This is a genomic window from Mesorhizobium sp. URHB0026, assembly GCF_054059755.1.
Genome location: NZ_JBSSCN010000001.1, coordinates 4,261,917 through 4,280,567, shown reverse-complemented (window position 1 = coordinate 4,280,567; position 18,651 = coordinate 4,261,917). Strand labels below are relative to the sequence as shown.

Genomic DNA, 18,651 nt, shown 5'->3' with positions numbered 1-18,651 from the left:
CGATACCGCTGCAAAGTCCCCAAAATCGCTAGCGCTGCCGAGCCGGCTTCCGAAGGCCACCCGCAAGTGCCGCAAAGCCGCTGCCCGGGCGAAGCCCTTCACGCATGAAGAAGGCACGCAGCGGTGTAAAGCCGCCAAGTACACCCAGGCCAACGCCACGCGCCATCTGCGCCGGCAACATGTCCGAAAGCAGCGACATGTTGAGGAGATTGACAGCGCTGCTGCGCGCCAGAACATCGGGCCGGCGCTTGAAATCGTATGCAGCAAGGGCCGCAACAGCCCCCGGATCCTCACGATTTTCACGCGCGATTCCAACCAGATCGTCAATATCCCTGATCCCTAGGTTGAGGCCTTGCGCGCCAATCGGCGGGAACACGTGCGCCGCCTCGCCGACAAGCGCCACCCGTCGTGCGGCGAAACGCAGGGGGGTAACCGTCGACAAAGGATAGATCTGGCTGCCCGGCTCCACGGTTACCCGGCCCAGCATCGACTGCATCTGTCGCTCGACCCGGAGCGAGAGCGTTGCATCGTCCAAAGCGGCAAGCTCCTTGGCGGTGTCGGGCTTGACCACCCAGACAAGGCTGGAGCGATTGCCCGGCAGTGGAACCTGCGTGAACGGGCCGGTCTCTGTATGGAATTCCGTCGAGTTGAAGCCATGTTCGCGGTTGTGGCCGAAATTGAGGACGAGCGCCGCCTGGGGGTAGGCGCGCGCCGCCGTCGAGATGCCCGCGGCCTCGCGGGCGGGCGACAGGCGGCCGTCGGCGGCGACCGCAAGGGACGCATCGATCTCGCTGCCATCAGCCAGCGCGGCATGCGCTTTGACGGCGCCGAGGTGCCATGCCTTCACCATGGATCTGCGCCATTCGATCCCGGAATGCGCGGCCACCTTGCCGGCAAGCGCCGGGCCAAGGGCGCCGTTGGGCAGGTTCAGGCCGAACTGTTCCTCGTCGATCTCGCTGGCGCGGAAGGCGACGACGGGGCTGCGGATCAGCCGGCCGGTCGCATCGACAATGCGCATCACCTTCAGGGGCGCGCCCTTGGGCCTGATGTCCTCGAGCACGCCCAGCCGTTCGAGCATCTTCAGGGCAGGCGCCATGAGCGCCGTGGTGCGACCGTCGGGAGCCGAGATGTCCGGCCCGACAATCGTCACCCGAAAGCCGGCATCGGCGAAGGCAAGCGCGGCGATCAACCCGGCCGGCCCCGTGCCCGCAATCAGTATCCGCGCTGTTTCCTGATGCTCCAAGATCGGCTTCCGGTCTGCAGTTGAGAGGCGGCCACCAGACCCGCCAGTCGAAAGAGGCATATAGGGCAGATGATGCGGCTTGATCAACGCGGCGATTCGGCCCATTCGGGTGTCATGACCGGCCAACAGGACGATTTCAGCCATCTCGACCGCGCCGGCCGCGCCACGGCAAATGTCGCGCGCAACCCGCGTTTGACGGTCAATGTCGTCGTCTGTGCAAGCATCGGGGTGGCCTGGCTGCTGCTTGCCGCGATGGCGATACGCGGCGCCGAGGCGCGGATCAGCGCGCCGGGCGACGGTCTCCTGCGCAACCTGCCACAGCTGCCGCTGCCCGATTTCCTGGAACGTTTTTTCGTTCTATGCCTTTCGCCAGCACCGCTGGACGCGAGCATCGGCCCGCGCGCTTTGGCACTCATCCTCATGTGGTTCTTGATGGCGATCGCCGCGATGCTGCCGTCGGCGGCGCCGATGATCCGCACCTATTGCGAGATCGCCGATACGGCGCGGATCAAGCGGGCGCCGGTCGTCCATCCGCTGGTGCTGGTTGCCGGCTACCTCTGCGCCTGGCTCGCCGCCTCGCTGCTGTTTGCGGCACTGACACTTGCCGTCCACGCCGGCGCCGCGTCCGGAGGGGTATTCGATCCGGTGCTTGGCGTTGCGGGTGGACTGGCCTTGCTGGTTGCCGGCCTCTACCAGTTCAGCGGCCTCAAGGAGGCCTGCCTGACGAAATGCCGGAACCCGTTCTCGACCTTGTTTTCAAACTGGAGTGCCGAGATCTTCCGCATCTTTCGGCTGGGCTTCGTGCAAGGCGTCTGGTGCCTGGGATGCTGCTGGGCACTGATGCTGGTGATGTTCGCAGTCGGCGTCATGAACGTCTTCTGGATGGCGCTGATCGGCGTGTTCACCCTGATCGAAAAACAAACGACGGGCAGTCTTCCAACCCGGCTGGCCGGTGCGATACTGCTTGTCTGGGCAGCCGTGCTGCTAGTAGTCTCACTGTGATTGGGGGGGAATTCGATGACTGACCCGGGCTGGGCAATGAAAGGAGAGCTCGTACTCTCCTGCAATTGCACGGTTTTTTGCCCTTGCGTCTTGTCGCTCGGCAGTCACCCGCCAACAGAAGGCTATTGCCAGACATGGGCGGGTTTCCGTATCGATGCGGGTCACTTCGGCGAAGTCGACCTGTCCGGCCTCAACCTTGGGCTGATCATGGAAATCCCCGGTTACATGAGCCGCGGCAATTGGACCGCGGGCCTGTTCATCGACATCAGAGCCTCGGTCTACGCGGTCAAGGCATTGACCAGGATCTTCACCGGCAAGGCCGGCGGGACCACGTCGCTGCTCTCGATCCTCGTCGGCAAATTCCTGGGCGTCGAACAGGTGCCGATCACCTACGAGACACGGGACAAGACCCGCATCTTCCAGATTCCGAAGATCATCGACGGGGCGGTCACGCCAATCGCGGGCAAGGACCGCGACAAGGATACGGTGATCACGAATTCGGAATACTGGATCGCACCGGAGATCATCGTGGCGAGGTCCGACAAGAGCAAGATGCGCGCCTTTGGCCGCAACTGGAACTTCGCCGGCCGCTCGGCCGAGATATGCAAGCTTGATTGGCGGGGCCCGTGAGCAAGAACACAAAAGCCCGCAAGATCGCCGGGAAGATCACCGACCGGATTCCGCGGCCGAAGAAGAAGGTCACCTGGCCGCAAGCGCGTGCGTTTTCGGTGCATCTGCTGACCGCCTCGGGTTCGTTCCTGGCGTTCCTGTCGCTGGTGGCGGCGAGCGAGGAGCGCTGGACGGCTATGTTCTGGTGGCTAGGCCTGGCGCTGTTCGTCGATGGCATCGACGGGCCGATCGCCCGAAAGCTGGAGGTCAAGGAAATCCTGCCGACCTGGTCCGGCGAACTCCTCGACAACATCATCGACTACGTGACCTACGTGCTGATCCCGGCCTTCGCGCTCTACCAACGGGGCTTCATGGGCGAAGGCCTGTCGTTCCTTTCGGCGGCGATCATCGTCGTCTCCAGCGCGATCTACTATGCCGACACCGGCATGAAGACGAAGGAGAATTTCTTCAAGGGCTTCCCGGTGGTCTGGAACATGGTGGTGTTCACGCTGTTTGTCATCGAACCGGGACAATGGGTCTCGTTCGCGGTGGTGGTGGTGGCCGGCATTCTGACTTTTGTCCCGATAAACTTCATCCATCCGGTGCGGGTGAAGAGGCTGCGGCCGATCAATCTCGGCATGACGCTGTTGTGGTGTGCTTTCGGCGCGCTCGCGCTTGCGCAGGCCGCACTCGCCGCTTTCTACGACCAGATCGGCGTGCTGGGCGAGCAAGTCGGCACTTTCACCAAGATCGGCATCACCGTTACCGGGCTCTACCTCGCAACCATTGGTGGCCTCATGCAGTTCTTTCCGAACCTCGGCGCCAAAAAGGCCTGACCCGCCGCTCTTCAAGGAATCCTCTCCATGTCCAAAGCCGCCCGCATCCACGCCAATGGCGGTCCGGAAGTCCTGATCTATGAGGACACCGATCCTGGCCAACCGGGTTCGGGGCAGATCCTGATCAGGCATACCGCGATCGGCCTCAATTTCATCGATGTCTATCATCGCTCGGGTCTTTATCCGCCGCCCGGCGGATTTCCGCTCGTTCCGGGCAGTGAAGCCGCCGGCGTGGTGCTGGAAGTCGGCGGGGGCATCGACTGGCTAAAGCCGGGCGACCGGATTGCCTATGCCGTGACGACGGGCGCTTACGCGCAAGAACGCGTCATTGATGCCAGCAAGGTCGTCAAGATACCGGACGGCATCAGCGACGAGCAGGCCGCCGCCATGATGCTGAAAGGCATGACCGCGGAATACCTCCTGCGCCGCACCTTCAAGGTGAAGGCGGGCGACACCATCCTGTTTCACGCCGCGGCCGGCGGGGTCGGCCTGATCCTCGGCCAATGGGCGAAGCATCTCGGCGCGACTGTCATCGGCACCGCCAGTTCCACCGACAAGATCGAACTCGCCAAGGCGCACGGCTTCGACCATGTCATCAACTACAAGGAGCAGGATTTCGTCGCCGGCGTAGCAGCCATCACCGGCGGCAAGAAGTGCGACGTCGTCTACGATTCGGTGGGTAACGACACATTTCCGGCATCGCTCGAGTGCCTGAGGCCGCTCGGCATGTTCGTCAGCTTCGGCCAGTCCTCGGGACCCATCCCGCCGTTCTCGATGTCGCTGCTGGCGCAGAAGGGCTCGCTGTTCGCAACCAGGCCGACGCTGTTCGTCTACAATGCCAGGCGCGAGGACCTCGATGCCTCCGCCGCCGCACTGTTCGAGGTCGTGCTCAGCGGCGCCGTCGAGATCAAGATCAATCAGCGCTACGCGCTGAAAGACGCCGGCAAGGCACATGCGGACCTTGAAGGCCGCAGAACGACAGGTACGACTATCCTGGTTCCCTGACGACAATCTGCCTGGGTTTCCAGCGCGCTGCCGCAGCCGCAGGCATGGTTTGCCCGAAAAGCCGGCTCGCCATATGTTTGTGCGAAGGAAGGCTGATCTTTGTCCTTGAGTTTCCGCTGAAATTCTTGAAGCTCTTTCAAGTTGGGTGCTGCTTTCGCACGAGAGGCGGCCGCGCATACGATGCTTGCGGGAACACAGAACATGTCCGGTAATCCGGATGGGAGGCACTGTGAGTGCAAATCATGATGGGGCGAACCTGCTCGAGGTTCGTGGCCTGACCAAGATATTCGGCACGCTGACAGCGTGCGATCATGTCGATCTCAACATCGCCAAAGGTGAAATCCACGCTTTGCTCGGTGAGAACGGCGCCGGCAAATCGACACTGGTCAAGATGCTGTTCGGCTCGCTGGAACCCAATTCCGGCGACATTTTCTGGAACGGCCAGGCAGTGCGGATCACCAGCCCAGGCGTTGCCAAAAAGCTCGGCATCGGCATGGTTTTCCAGCATTTTTCGCTGTTCGAAGCCCTGACGGCCGCCGAGAACATCGCGCTGTCGTTGGATGACGGCTCGCCGATCGGCAGCATCGCGGCCAAGGCGAGGGCGCTTTCCTACAGCTATGGCCTGCCGCTCGATCCGGAATCGCTGGTCGGCGATCTGTCCGTCGGCGAGCGCCAGCGCATCGAGATTATCCGCTGCTTGCTGCAGACGCCACAGCTCATCATCCTGGACGAGCCGACATCGGTGCTGACACCGCAGGAAGCGGACAAGCTGTTCGAGACGCTGGAACGCTTGCGCGCGGAAGGCAAATCGATCCTCTACATCTCGCACCGGCTTGAAGAGGTCAAACGCATCTGCGACCGCGCCACGGTGCTGCGGCACGGCAAGGTGGTTGGTCACTGCAACCCGCGCGAGGAGACAGCCTCATCGCTCGCCCGCATGATGGTCGGCAACGAAGTACAGGCCGTGGTGCGAGCGCCGGTCGAAGGGATCGAAACCGCGCAGCCGCTGCTCGAAATCCTCAACCTCAACCGCAAGCCGGCAACGCCGTTTTCCATTCCGCTCAAGAACATCAGCCTCAATGTCCGCGCTGGAGAGGTGATCGGCATTGCCGGTGTCGCCGGCAATGGCCAGGGCGAGTTCTTCGAATCCGTCTCCGGCGAGGTTTTGCAGCAGGATCCCGCTTCGGTGCGCATCCGCGGCAAGAACGCAGGCGGCCTCACCATTACCGGAAGGCGCCTGTTGGGGGCTGCGTTCGTGCCGGAGGAGCGTCTCGGCCATGGCGCGGCGCCGCGCATGAAGCTCTCGGAAAACCTACTGCTGTCGCGCCATGCCACGGACGGCAAGGCTTTTGTCGGCACCGGCGGCATGGTCAAGAGCGGCGCCGTCTATGCCGCCTCGCAACGCATCATCGAGGCGATGGATGTGCGCAAGAGCGCGCCGGATCCTGAAGCGGCAGCACTTTCGGGCGGCAATCTGCAGAAATTCATCGTCGGCCGCGAACTCGACCGCCGCCCAAGCGTGATGGTGGTGAACCAGCCGACATGGGGTGTCGACGCCGGTGCCGCCGCCCACATCCGTCAGGCTCTGATCGAACTGTCGCGCGCCGGATCGGCGGTGCTGGTGATCAGCCAGGATCTCGACGAGCTGTTCGAAATATCGGACGCGATCGCCGTCATGCACAATGGAGAATTGTCCAGGCCGATGCCGATCGCAGAAGCGACTTTCGAGAAGGTCGGCTTGCTGATGGGCGGCGCCGAGCCAGGCCACGCCGAACATACGCTGGAGACGGCATGATGCGCCTCGAACTCGTCAAACGCCCGCAGCGCTCGGCGCTGTTTTCGGCACTGTCGCCGTTCATCGCCTTCGCGCTGACCATCATTGCCGGCGCGGTTCTGTTCGCGCTGCTCGGCGTCAATCCGCTGAATGCATTCCAGATCTATTTCATCGAGCCGGTCAGCCAGGTCTGGCAGTTGCATGAGCTGGCGATCAAGGCGGCGCCGCTGATCCTGATCGCTGTCGGCCTGTCGGTCTGCTACAAGGCCAACATCTGGAACATCGGCGCCGAGGGCCAGTTCATCTTCGGCGCGATCTTCGGCTCCATCATTCCCGTGCTGTTCCCGCAATTCGAAGGCCCGTTGGTGCTGCCGCTGATGCTTCTGCTCGGCATGGTCGGCGGTGCGGCCTACGCGGCGATCCCGGCCTTGCTGAAGACCCGGTTCAATACCAACGAGATCCTGACCAGCCTCATGCTGGTCTATGTCGCGCAGCTGTTCCTCGACTGGCTGGTGCGGGGTCCCTGGCGCGATCCGCAGGGCCACGGCTTTCCGCAGACGATCCAGTTCGGCGACTCGGCCGTGCTGCCGGAACTGATGCCTGATGCCGGACGCGCCAATTGGGGGTTTGTGTTCGCCCTGGTGGCCGCGGTGCTGATCTGGATCCTGATGGGCCGCATGCTCAAGGGCTTCGAGGTCCGCGTGCTGGGCTCCAGCCCGAGAGCAGGGCGCTTCGCCGGCTTCGGACTCAACCGCATGGTGTTCTTTGCCTTCCTGCTATCGGGAGCGCTGGCCGGCCTTGCCGGCATCTCTGAAGTCTCCGGCGCCATCGGGCAACTTCAGCCCGTAATTTCGCCCGGGTACGGCTTCACGGCTATCATCGTGGCATTCCTCGGCCGCCTCAATCCGCTCGGCATCGTCGCCGCGGGCCTGGTGCTGGCCCTGACCTATCTCGGTGGCGAGGCCGTGCAAAGCGCGCTCGGCATTTCCGACAAGGTGGCGAGGGTGTTCCAGGGCATGCTGCTGTTCTTCGTGCTTGGCTGCGACACGCTCATTCACTACCGCATTCGCTTGATCGGTCTGGCGCTGACGAAACAGGAAACGTCCGCGAAGCTCGAGACCGCGCCAAAGTTGAAGGAAGCCCGCTGATGGACATTACCGTCAACATCCTCCTGACCATCGCCACGGCGGCGACGCCGCTATTGATAGCGGCGATTGGCGAATTGGTGGTCGAACGTTCCGGCGTGCTCAACCTCGGTGTCGAAGGCATGATGGTCATGGGCGCCGTCGGCGGCTTCGGGGCTGGCTATCTGACGGGATCGCCCTGGATCGGCCTTTTGGCGGCGATCGTCGTGGGCGCGCTGTTCTCCTTGCTTTTTGCCGTGATGACGCTGTCGCTGGCCACCAACCAGGTGGCAACCGGCCTGTCACTGACGCTGCTTGGTCTCGGCCTTTCCGGCATGATGGGAACAGGCTTCGTTGGCCAGCCCGGCGTCAGGCTGCCCAATCTCGATATTCCCGGCCTCAGTTCCATTCCGATCGTGGGCAGGTTCTTTTTTGGCCAGGATCCGATCTTCTACATTTCGATCGCGCTGACGGCCGCGGTGATGTGTTTCCTGTTCAAGACGCGTACTGGCCTCACGCTGCGCTCGATTGGTGACAGCCATGCCTCAGCCCATGCGCTCGGCATCAAGGTCATCCGCTACCGCTATCTCTCGGTCATCTTCGGCGGTGCCTGCGCCGGTCTGGCCGGCGGGCATCTGTCGCTGGTGTATACGCCACAGTGGGTCGAGAACATGTCCGCGGGCCGCGGCTGGATCGCGCTCGCACTAGTGGTGTTCGCGTCATGGCGGCCATGGCGGGTGCTGGCCGGTGCCTACATCTTTGGCGCGGTGTGGATCGGCCAGCTTCATGCACAGGCTTTTGGCATTCCAGTGCCCTCGCAGATGCTTTCTTCTCTGCCCTATCTGGCAACCGTCGTGGTTCTCGTTCTAATCTCGCGCAACAAGCGTCTGACGATGATGAACACGCCGGCATCCCTGGGGCAGCCATTCGTTCCGGATCGTTGACAACAAGAACAAGACGGGAAGCTCCAAGGCTTAACTCAGAGAGGTAACACAATGAAAAAACTGCTTATTGCCCTGATGACGACGACAGCGGCTTTGTCGCTAGCCGCGTCCGCGGAGGCCGCCGACAAGTTGAAGGCCTGCTGGGTCTACACCGGCCCGATCGGCGATTTCGGCTATTCCTACCAGCACGACCAGGGCCGCCTCCAGGTCGAGAAGGCGCTTGGCGACAAGGTCGAGACTGCTTACCTGGAAAACGTCTCCGAAGGCCCCGATGCCGACCGCGCTTTCGAGCGCCTGGCGCGCGAAGGCTGCAAGATCATCTTCGGCACCTCGTTCGGCTTCATGGACGCCGAAGTGAAGGTCGCCAAGAAGTTTCCCAAGGTGATGTTCGAGCACGCCACCGGCTATAAGACCGGGGACAATCTCGGCATCTACAATGCCCGCTTCTATGAAGGCCGCTATGTGCTCGGCCAGATCGCCGCCAAGGAATCGAAGTCCGGCGTCGCCGGCTACATCGTCTCCTTCCCGATCCCGGAAGTGGTGATGGGGATCAACTCCTTCATGCTCGGCGCGCAGTCGATCAATCCGAACTTCAAGGCCAAGATCGTCTGGGTCAATTCGTGGTTCGATCCGGGCAAGGAAGCCGACGCCGCCAAGGCGCTGTTCGACCAGGGCGCCGACATCATCGTCCAGCACACCGACTCGACCGCTGCCCTGCAGGTGGCCGAGGAGCGCAAGCTGCACGGCTTCGGCCAGTCGTCCGATATGATCAAGTTCGCGCCCAACGCGCAGCTGACCTCGCTGACCGACGAATGGGGGCCCTACTATATCAGCCGTGTGCAGGCAGCCATCGACGGCAGCTGGAAGCCGGACAATGTCTGGCTCGGCATCAAGGACGGCGCGGTTAAGCTCGCGCCGTACACCAACATGCCAGACGACGTGAAGGCGATGGCCGAAGCGACCGAAAAGAAGATCGCCGGAGGCTGGAACCCCTTCACCGGGCCGATCGCCAAGCAGGACGGCTCGGCATGGCTGAAGGACGGCGAAGTCGCCGACGACGGGACGCTGCTCGGCATGAATTTCTACGTCAAGGGCGTCGACGACAAGCTGCCGCAATAGACAGCACGCCACGTCTCGATTGGGAGAGGGCGCCGCGAGGCGCCCTTTTTCATTTGGATGGACAACTCGACTGAAGGCTCAGACAGCCGAGCCGTAGAGGTCGTAAGCGTCCGCACGCTCGATCTTGACGGTGACGATGTCGCCGGCGCGCATCGGGCGGCGCGACTGGATATGGACCGAGCCATCGATCTCGGGCGCATCATATTTGGTGCGACCCTTTGCCGATGTGCCGTGCGCTTCGTCGATCAGCACCGGCAGACGCTTGCCGACCTTCCTGGCCAGCTGCGCTGCCGAGATCTTCTGCTGGCGCTGCATGAAGCGATGCCAGCGCGCTTCCTTGATCTCCTGCGGCACCTGCTCGAGCCCGAGCTCGTTGGAGCGGGCGCCTCTGACCGGCTCGTATTTGAAGCAACCGGCGCGATCGATTTTCGCTTCATCCAGCCAATCGAGGAGCATCTCGAAGTCGTCATCCGTTTCGCCGGGGAAGCCCACGATGAAAGTCGAGCGGATGGCGAGATCCGGGCACACGTCGCGCCAGCCGCGAATGCGCTCGAGCGTCTTTTCGCCATGGGCGGGCCGGCGCATGTTCTTCAGCACCTGTGGCGAGGCATGCTGGAAGGGGATGTCCAGGTAAGGAAGGATTTTTCCTTCGGCCATCAGCGGGATGACGTCGGCGACATGCGGATAGGGATAGACATAATGCATGCGCACCCAGATGCCGAGCTTGCCCAATTCCTCCGAGAGGTCGAGGAATTTCGCCCGCACTTCGCGGTCGCCGAACATGGACGTCTGGTACTTGATGTCGATGCCGTAGGCGCTGGTATCCTGCGAGATGACGAGCAGTTCCTTGACGCCGGCATTGGCCAGTTTCTCGGCTTCGCGCAGCACATCGGCGGCCGGCCGCGAGACGAGATCGCCGCGGAGTGCCGGAATGATACAGAAGGTGCAACGGTTGTTGCAGCCTTCCGAAATCTTCAAATAGGCGTAATGGCGTGGCGTCAACTTGACGCCTTGCGGCGGCAGCAGGTCGATGTAGGGATCGTGTGAGGGAGGGGCTGCCTCATGCACGGCGGCCATCACGCTCTCATAGGCCTGCGGGCCGGTGATCGCCAGCACGTTGGGGTGCCTCTCGCGGATCACGTCCGGCTCTGCGCCGAGACAGCCGGTGACGATGACCCTGCCGTTTTCCGACAATGCCGAGCCGATGGCGTTGAGCGACTCGTCGCGGGCGGAGTCGAGAAAGCCACAGGTGTTGACGACAACGAGATCGGCGCCGTCGTGCTTGCGGGCGATCTCGTAGCCCTCGGCCCGCAGACGCGTGATGATGCGCTCGGAATCGACAAGGGCTTTGGGACATCCGAGACTGACGAAGCTGACGCGCGGGGCGGACATGGGCAATTTTCCAATGGACGCGAACCGGAAACACCGATCCGGCCCGCAGTCTCAACATATGACGGTTTGCATGGCTCCTGGCAGGAGCTCAATTCGGGCGGCGCAATAGCACGGCTTGCTCAATCAGGCAAACGGAGCCCCGCGGCCCGGCATGTGTGTCAGTGCCCGCTTGACCCGAACCAGGGTGACAGGAAGGCGAAATGATCGGGGAATTGCTGCACGGCCCCGTCCAGCAGCATCTTGACCGCGACATAGAGGATGATGACCAGGCCGATATAGGCAATCCAGCGGTATTTGTGCAGCAAGCGCGCGACGAACGACGCGGCAAAACCCATCAACGCGATCGACAGCGCCAGTCCGACAATCAGCACCGTCGGATGGTTCATAGCCGCTCCCGCGACGGCCAGAACATTGTCGAGCGACATCGAGACGTCGGCAATGACGATCTGCCAGGCGGCCTGCGAGAAGGTTTTGCTCGGTCCCTTGCCGCCAATGACGCCATCCTTGTCGAAGTCGCCGTTCGACAGCGCTTCGGTGGCGTCGCGCTCATCGTCGTGGCTGACACGCAATTCGCGCCACATCTTCCAGCAAACCCACAGCAAAAGCAGGCCGCCGCCGATAAGCAGCATGGGACCAATGGTCAGCAGCCATTGCGTGATCAGGGCGAAGAAAATGCGAAGAACGGTAGCCGCCGCGATGCCGACAAGAATGGCTCGCTGACGCTGGCTGGCCGGCAGGCCGGCCGCGGCAAGGCCGATAACGATGGCATTGTCGCCCGCGAGCGCAAGGTCGATGGCGATGACCTGAAGGAGAGCCGAAAAGCCCGCGGCGGTAAATATTTCCATCGACATGGAAGCCCTTCGTCGAGTGTTCGTCGTCGATCGTCCGAACGGGCCTAAAGGCATGGTCCGCTGGCGTCAAGTCGCGGCAACGGGCAACGCTGGAAACCATTTTCGTGGCGGTGGACTTACAGGAGGTTCTCAACAGCGCCGGCGCGCAAACCAGAGACGGTCGCAAGCTCGCGAGAACCTAATCGTAGAGATTGTATTTCGGCCAGTCGGCTTCCGGAATCTCGTCCCCGATCCGATAGCGGAGCTGGAGAACTTCCATATGATCCGGCCCCGTCTGGCATTTGAACTTCAGCCGGTACCACTGCCCCTTGCTGCGGAACGCCGCACCGGAGCTCCGAATTGCGTCGGCGCTCATCTCCGGCGTCGCGAAGGCGTAAGCGACGACGCGGTCGGCCTTGAACTTGCGATCATCGTGGGTGATCCGGTCCAGGATTTCGGCATCGCAACGCTGTTCGAGGCGAGTTTGCGGGTCAAGTTTCATCAGCCCGGCGCGCAAGGCGTTGTCCATCGCACTGGCCGGAAAAGCCAGCGTCAGGGACGCAATGGCCATCATGCAGAGTGTCTTCATGGGCGGGACAAGCAACATGTTTTGTCTGAAGAATCAACCAATAGCGGCGGTTCATGCTCGGCAAACCCGGTATTCAGAGGTCCGGCGCAATCAAAATCTCGTGTCGGCCTTCATCTGCTCGACCTGCGGCCAACGCATCAACGAGGCGCGGCCGGCGTCGGTGAGGTCGTAGACGCCGCGATCGACGCGCGCGAACCAGCCATAGACATTGTGCTGCAGAATTTTCGGCGCGAGCGGCGTCAACGCCTTCAGATCGCGCGGGCGCTTGGGTCCGTCCGCCAACGCCGCGGCGCAGGTGAGGGCGCTCTGCCGGTAGGCGGTCATGATCGGAGTGCGCGATCCGCCGCCAGCGACAGGATCGCCGCGGCGGCGCTGGTGCTCGTCGACAAGGCGAGAACGCCGTCGCGCATTTTTGCGCGGCGCCGGGGCGACCGGAGTGACAAGCACTTCGACCCTATCATTGGCGGTCACGCCGAGCAGGCCGAAGCCAAGCCGGCGACAGAGATTGCGAAACCTGGCATCGCTTTCGCGTCCCTTGCCCCGCGCCGACATGCGCGCCGCCAGCCAAACTTCATCGCAAGCAGCCGCACGGTCGACGCCTTGCAGAACCAGTTCGAGATTGAACTGCAGCTTCAGCTCGCAGATGACGACGATCGGCGGCTCTCCCTCGCGCAAAGCGACGATGTCGCAACCACCGATTTCCCCTTTCACGACGAAGTCGAGGTTTTCGAGGAAACGCTTCACCGGCGCGTAGAGTGAGGTCTCGTTCATAGCGCAAGGTCTAGCCGATTCGAGATGAAAAGCCTCGCAGGCGAATGGTGGCGCGTGCCTGCCCAGAGCCGATTTCGGAAGCGATGCGGCAGGGCTCAACAATGAATTTTTGCCAGGAAGGCCAACAGCGCACGATTGAACTGGTCGGGACGCTGCAAGGGCGCGAAGTGACTGACGCCAGGCAGCACGATCAATTCCGATGCCGGTATGCTGCGGGCCAGGTAGATCGCGTGCTCGTCCTTGATGAATTCGTCGTGCTCGCTTTGGACAACCGCAACGGGCGCGCGAACCTCTCGCAACTGGGCGGCGCCATAGTTGGGTTCGCTCTTCATCATCAGGCCCACAGCTTCGACAAACGCGTCGAATTCACCTGGCGTGGCCGACAGCTCGGCATAGTCTTTTTTGTGCCGGCCGAAACACCGCTCGATGAGCGGAGTGGCCTCAAAATCCTTCGTGCCGCTGGGATCCATATTGCAGCCGAAGAAGAACACGCCCGCGATCCGATCGGCGGCCTTCATGCCAAGGATCAGGGCAACGCAGGCGCCATCGCTCCAGCCCACCGCGATAGCCTTGTTCAATTGCAGGCGTTCCATTACCGCCAGGACATCCGAAGCCATCAGTTCGTATTTGTATGGCCGTTCGTCGCGGGTGCTGCGCCCATGGCCGCGACTGTCGATGGTGACGACCTGATAACCGTGGTTGACCAAAGCAGGGACTTGAAATCCCCAATTGCCGCTATGGCCAAGGCCACCATGCAACAGGATCACGGGATAACCCGTCCCAAACGTCGCGTACCAGATCCTTGCACCCTCGTGCTCGACCTGGCCTTCATCCGCCGCAGCCGGCAAAGGAGCGGCGCCATTCGCTTCGAATTTCGCCAGGTCGTCGTCGCGATAATCCATTGCCTAACAGCCTCCAAACGCGCACGCCTAGATTTACCGTCGGCACCCGCCAATACCAACCCGCGAGGGAATTTCTGCTGCCATCAAGCGACACGACAGGGGCGTTTGCATTGCCGTGCTCATGGCTTGCCATGTGACAAACGCACTCGCCGGGGGTCACATCCTAGTCGCGATCTGGCGCTACTTGGTCTGCGCGCGCTTGTCGAACGCAGCTCAACGCGGGTCCTCCCAGGACAAACCCCGGCGGGGTTTTTCATTTTCAGAACCATATTGTCGGTCGCGAGTTGTCCTTGCTATCGTGGCATTGCGGTCAGCACAGGGACGCCCATCATGGATGCAAGCGAAATGAGTGCGATCGGCGATACCCTCATGAGGATCGTCACGCCCGACATGTCTCCCAAGCAGCTTGTCAAAGCTGCCCGGAAAGCGCACCCCAAGGCCTCCAAGAAGGATATTGCGAGAGCAGCCTTCTTTTCGATCATCGCAAACGCCGACCGGGACATCGGCAAGGCCAGGAACCTGCAGGCGTTTGCCATCGCGGAGCGCACACAGCAGTCCGACTGAGCAAGGTGGCGACCTTCGCTTTGTGCAACATGCGGGCGGCCCGGCGAGGAGGGGTGGGACGCCGCCGGGCCTGACCAGCGGTGTTGGGTTGGGATGATTACCCGCCAGCTTGACCGTTAATACGCCAGCTTCCAGAAACGGCATCATTCAAACGGCGGAGACGGCCGGGCTGCATCAAGTGTCGGGGCCACCAGACGAACGCGCGCAACGAAAAGCGGCTTCAAAAACCGAGCGAAAAAATCTGGCTGATATGTCTCCGGCTAAAAGCCAAATAGCAAACGCCACATCGTTTGCAGCCGGGGCGGAGCGGTCGCGGCGGCTGTTGGGCTAACACGCTATCTCACGGTCCCGTCGTCAGGGAACCAATCCGCTGCCGATCTGTTGTTTTGGTAGCGTGGAGATGTCCCTCAACTCCTAGCCGAATGGCCCGCCGCGCTCCTCCCGGAGGGGGCGGGCTTTGCTTTGTTGGAACCCGAGCCGCCCGACTTTGTTTTGGTTCGAGAACAGGAGGCGCATGTGGAGCCGAAGTCATCACGCGAAGTGCCAGGTCCAGAACCCCGCAAGGACCGAGGAAGGGACACCCGAAAAGCGGTTGCCGAAACACCTGACAAGACCAATGACTGGGACCGTGACGCCGTGCATGGAGATGGCGACACGATCGACATTCAGCCTGAGCCGGGCGTGGAGTCGAAATAGCCGTCTACGGTTGGGGTCGTCCCCGCAACCAACTTCGCCGCCCATCGTTGACCTATGCTGGTTGATCCCAGCACTCCAGAACTTGCCCGCCGGTTCCCACCTGGCGGGCCTTTTGCTGGGTGGGTTGGAAAATGTGCCTGTCATGAAGGTGCGGGACTGGTCGGCTTACCCTGCTGTCGGTTCCCCCCTTTTGAATTGCCTCCTGCCCCGGCTGAAGGCTTTTTTGCATGCCACGCGGCCTGGAGCTGCCGCCATCGGAAACAGCCGGGAAAAAATGCGGTCGGCACGGCGATAGTTCAGACGGACCAAGCGATTGCCATAGCATCGCAGTTGGCCGTGCCACATCATCACAATGACGGACGACGTACCCTGCCACATGTGAAAAGCTTGACAGGTCGCACGAGGGGAATGGCCGGTGAAGGATCAAATTGTCGGATCATTTCGACACCATCCAAAGCCTAAATGCATCGCGTGGATCGCAGCGTCCGCAACGCTGGAAACGGAGCGAACCGAGCGAGACGCCAAGACTGCTGGCCTCAGGCGATTGAGGGCTTACTCGGAATGGCTCGTTCGCGACGATCTAGCCTCGATGCGCGATCAGATAGACTGCTCGGCTCTTCTGTAGAGTGGTTAGCCGGCTGTAGCACGGCTCACGCTTGCGAGAGAGATTTAGCAGAACTCGCTGCTATAGCGCCATTGCCGTTTGCCGGGCTGTCTGGCGCTGGCGATGCCATCGAAGGCGCATTCCATGCTCAGAGCATAAATCGAAACGGATTCGCTATCAGTCTTCTGTTTGTCACGCTGAGCGGGCTGGCTCCGCCCAGCGGGCTTTTTTGGCCCTTATGAGGTCCTACGGTTTTTTGAACCAGGCGCAAAAGGTGGAATGGTGCGGAACGGTGGATGTCGTTCGTTCTAGTTGCAACAACTGCAGTAACGGTTGATTCAACCATTGCTGGTATTTATTCATCGTATGGTGGCGGCTCCGACAGTGCGGCGGGGGCTGGGTTGCCGGAGCCGCCTGCGCAGTCCGGTTGGGATTTGACCGCGCTGTCTCAGAATAGGACAGCGCGGTCAACGATTCGTTAATCGTGACAGTTTCGCCGGCCGGGCGTCAGCAGTAACCTATAACTTGCGACGTTTAGCAATGACCGCCTTGGACGCAATGGAACGATTCCGTGTTTCGGCAGCGGCCCGCCGGCTTGGATTTCTCCCGTTTTATTGCGCTCTCGCCTCAACCCTCTCAAGGCACTGAACGGGAATATCAGGCCATGTCGCCTTGGCGCATTCCGATGCCGTAACGGCCACCACGGGCTCGCCTCGCACACTGGCCGCTTGGGTGGGCGTGGATGCAAGGAGGAATGTTTGCGTTAGCAGGGCTGACAAGGCTGCAACTTGAACAAGCACGGCGGCAAAGGCGATTTTCTTGAGCATGCCGAGAGAACGCGGTGGATAGCTACCGGTTCCCTGTGCCCACCACGCTCAAAGTCAACGTGGATGGTGACCGCGAGGCGCTTTACGGCACTTGCGGTCACCCCTTATCGGCATCCCTCAAATCGGCCCAGATGCCCGTCTCGAACTCGACCATGGCCCCGGCAGATGATTGGTGAACGTCTTTTGGTACCACCGCAGCGGGATAGCGGTGGGTCCCTATCTGATTCATAGACGTTCTGGCGGAGGGAGTGGGATTCGAACCCACGGTGAACTTGCGCCCACGCCGGTTTTCAAGACCGGTGCCTTAAACCGCTCGGCCATCCCTCCAGCGACTGCTGGCCACTGCTCTAGTGTGCCCGACAAAGGCCTGTCAACCGGCTTGGGTGAGCAGGTCGCCCCCTGAACCTAGGGGCAGGGCAAACAGCGTCACAATCTTGCCCGGTTCCGGCCACAATCGGTTAATACCGTGATAAACAATTCCTGCGCAAAAAGGATTGGGGTTCGAAGCGTCGTTGACATTGTCGAGTGAGTGCTTTGGCTCCTCGGATGGTGGATGCGACGTCTTCATCGAGACTTAGGGGGCGATCAAGAATGCAGGCTGTGACGCATCCGCGTCTTCGTCGCGTTGCCACGGGTGCGTTGCTCGCGGCGTCGGCTGCATTGCTCGCCGCTTGCGCGTCGCAGCCCGAGCCGAAGGGGATGGTCTACAAGAAGACCCGCTCCAAGGAATATTTCGCGGAGACCGAATACGGAGTGAAGGCCAGTCCGCGCGTTGCCTTCATGCGCCGCGGCGGCGGTCGCGACCAGCTTGGCAAGCCCTATCAGGTGCGCGGCAAGTGGTATTATCCCAAGGAAGACAAGAAGTACGCGAAGGTGGGTCTGGCCTCATGGTATGGCGACGCCTTCCATGGCCGGCTGACCGCCAATGGCGAAGTCTACGACATGGCGCATCTGACGGCGGCGCATCCGACCATGCCGCTGCCCAGTTATGCCCGCGTCACCAACCTCGAAACCGGCAGTTCGGTCATCGTGCGCGTCAATGACCGCGGCCCTTACCATGAGGGCCGCATCATCGACGTCTCGGAGCGAGCCGCGCAGATGCTCGACTACGACAAGGTCGGCACCGCGAAGGTGAAGGTCGAATATGTCGGCCGCGCGCCGCTCGACGGCAATGACGACCAGTACCTGATGGCCTCTTACCATCCAGGCAACCGCATACCTGATCCATCGGATGGCCTGCCGACCGGCGTCATGGTGGCCATGAACGGGTCTTCGCCGAGCCTTCCAGCCGGCGCGGCCGCCGTGCCGTTTCCAGGTCAGCTGACCGATGCCGCGGCTCCGGTACAGGGACGGATTGCCGCGCAGCCGGCCTTCGGCGATCTGGCGCTGCCCGATTTTGGACCGATCGTGCCGGAACGGCCGCAGATCAGCCTGCCGCCGCAGTCGCCGTTCGCCATGGCGTCGCTGTCCTATGCGGATGAACGCGTCCGTCGCGCGGATGTCTTTGCCGCTCTGGACAACAGCGGCATGTCGCCCGCGGACATCCTGCGGTCGTGGAAAAAGACCGGCCGCCAAGCGGCGCCGTCCAGCGCCGACTATGTCGCCGCCGGCACTTTCGACGACGTCACCGAAGCCACACATGTGGCCTCGGCGCTAAAGCCCTTCGGCAGAATAGAAATCCAGCGCTCCGATCTCGACGGCAATGACTGGTATGCGGTCAACCTCTATCCGGACGGCCATGGCGGCCTGGACGAGTTGCTGAAGGCGGCGTGGTCTCATGGCGCGCCCGACGCGCTGGTCGTGCGCGACTGATCCAGCGG

15 protein-coding genes, 1 tRNA gene and 1 pseudogene are annotated in these 18,651 nt (G+C 61.9%); 10 read left to right on the top strand and 7 right to left on the bottom strand.

Annotated features, from left to right (window positions below; all coding sequences use genetic code 11):
• Positions 1 to 28: 28 nt before the first annotated feature.
• Positions 29 to 1,243: a UbiH/UbiF family hydroxylase gene (locus ACVWWD_RS20915; protein ID WP_352547170.1), complete on the bottom strand. Its 1,215-nt coding sequence runs from the start codon at positions 1,241 to 1,243 to the stop codon at positions 29 to 31.
• Between the two features lie 72 nt (positions 1,244 to 1,315).
• On the opposite strand from ACVWWD_RS20915, the gene ACVWWD_RS20910 reads away from it, so the two are divergent.
• From ACVWWD_RS20910 to ACVWWD_RS20875, 8 genes are all read left to right on the top strand, one after another.
• Positions 1,316 to 2,245 (top strand): DUF2182 domain-containing protein, encoded by a 930-nt coding sequence (locus ACVWWD_RS20910; protein ID WP_023795158.1) that lies wholly within the window; start codon positions 1,316 to 1,318, stop codon positions 2,243 to 2,245.
• 15 nt (positions 2,246 to 2,260) lie between these two features.
• Positions 2,261 to 2,875 (top strand): DUF1326 domain-containing protein, encoded by a 615-nt coding sequence (locus ACVWWD_RS20905; RefSeq protein ID WP_023795157.1) that lies wholly within the window; start codon positions 2,261 to 2,263, stop codon positions 2,873 to 2,875.
• Between the two features lie 47 nt (positions 2,876 to 2,922).
• The gene (gene pcsA / locus ACVWWD_RS20900; protein ID WP_224587278.1) at positions 2,923 to 3,690 is read left to right on the top strand and encodes a phosphatidylcholine synthase; all 768 of its coding nucleotides are present in this window, start codon (positions 2,923 to 2,925) and stop codon (positions 3,688 to 3,690) included.
• 27 nt (positions 3,691 to 3,717) lie between these two features.
• Positions 3,718 to 4,695, top strand: coding sequence for a quinone oxidoreductase family protein (locus ACVWWD_RS20895; RefSeq protein WP_352547172.1), 978 nt, complete (start codon positions 3,718 to 3,720; stop codon positions 4,693 to 4,695).
• A 217-nt stretch (positions 4,696 to 4,912) separates the two neighbouring features.
• The gene (locus ACVWWD_RS20890) at positions 4,913 to 6,490 is read left to right on the top strand and encodes an ABC transporter ATP-binding protein (protein ID WP_352547174.1); all 1,578 of its coding nucleotides are present in this window, start codon (positions 4,913 to 4,915) and stop codon (positions 6,488 to 6,490) included.
• A complete protein-coding gene (locus tag ACVWWD_RS20885) occupies positions 6,487 to 7,617 on the top strand; it encodes an ABC transporter permease (RefSeq protein WP_031241290.1) in 1,131 nt (376 codons plus the stop codon). The genes ACVWWD_RS20890 and ACVWWD_RS20885 overlap by 4 nt, the downstream gene beginning before the upstream one ends.
• Entirely contained in the window at positions 7,617 to 8,537 is a 921-nt protein-coding gene (locus ACVWWD_RS20880; protein WP_352547176.1) for an ABC transporter permease, read from the top strand. The genes ACVWWD_RS20885 and ACVWWD_RS20880 overlap by 1 nt, the downstream gene beginning before the upstream one ends.
• Before the next feature lie 51 nt (positions 8,538 to 8,588).
• On the top strand, positions 8,589 to 9,656 hold the full coding sequence (locus ACVWWD_RS20875; protein WP_023795154.1) for a BMP family ABC transporter substrate-binding protein: 1,068 nt from the start codon (positions 8,589 to 8,591) through the stop codon (positions 9,654 to 9,656).
• A 78-nt stretch (positions 9,657 to 9,734) separates the two neighbouring features.
• On the opposite strand, the gene rimO is transcribed toward ACVWWD_RS20875, so the two are convergent.
• From rimO to ACVWWD_RS20850, 5 genes and pseudogenes are all read right to left on the bottom strand, one after another.
• The gene (gene rimO / locus ACVWWD_RS20870) at positions 9,735 to 11,048 is read right to left on the bottom strand and encodes a 30S ribosomal protein S12 methylthiotransferase RimO (protein ID WP_352547177.1); all 1,314 of its coding nucleotides are present in this window, start codon (positions 11,046 to 11,048) and stop codon (positions 9,735 to 9,737) included.
• Positions 11,049 to 11,206: 158 nt separating this feature from the next.
• A complete protein-coding gene (locus tag ACVWWD_RS20865) occupies positions 11,207 to 11,893 on the bottom strand; it encodes a TerC family protein (RefSeq protein ID WP_023773709.1) in 687 nt (228 codons plus the stop codon).
• 184 nt (positions 11,894 to 12,077) lie between these two features.
• Positions 12,078 to 12,485, bottom strand: coding sequence for a DUF930 domain-containing protein (locus ACVWWD_RS20860; protein WP_032922542.1), 408 nt, complete (start codon positions 12,483 to 12,485; stop codon positions 12,078 to 12,080).
• A gap of 55 nt (positions 12,486 to 12,540) precedes the next feature.
• Positions 12,541 to 13,238: pseudogene (locus tag ACVWWD_RS20855) on the bottom strand (DUF2161 domain-containing phosphodiesterase).
• Between the two features lie 95 nt (positions 13,239 to 13,333).
• Positions 13,334 to 14,140: an alpha/beta fold hydrolase gene (locus ACVWWD_RS20850; RefSeq protein ID WP_352547180.1), complete on the bottom strand. Its 807-nt coding sequence runs from the start codon at positions 14,138 to 14,140 to the stop codon at positions 13,334 to 13,336.
• 330 nt (positions 14,141 to 14,470) lie between these two features.
• Between ACVWWD_RS20850 and ACVWWD_RS20845 the strand changes: the two genes are divergently transcribed.
• Positions 14,471 to 14,704 (top strand): hypothetical protein, encoded by a 234-nt coding sequence (locus ACVWWD_RS20845; protein WP_023784107.1) that lies wholly within the window; start codon positions 14,471 to 14,473, stop codon positions 14,702 to 14,704.
• Positions 14,705 to 17,068: 2,364 nt separating this feature from the next.
• Here the strand turns inward: ACVWWD_RS20845 and ACVWWD_RS20840 are convergent.
• Positions 17,069 to 17,158: transfer RNA gene (locus ACVWWD_RS20840), tRNA-Ser, on the bottom strand.
• A gap of 264 nt (positions 17,159 to 17,422) precedes the next feature.
• Between ACVWWD_RS20840 and ACVWWD_RS20835 the strand changes: the two genes are divergently transcribed.
• Positions 17,423 to 18,643, top strand: coding sequence for a septal ring lytic transglycosylase RlpA family protein (locus ACVWWD_RS20835; protein ID WP_352553595.1), 1,221 nt, complete (start codon positions 17,423 to 17,425; stop codon positions 18,641 to 18,643).
• Positions 18,644 to 18,651 lie beyond the last annotated feature (8 nt).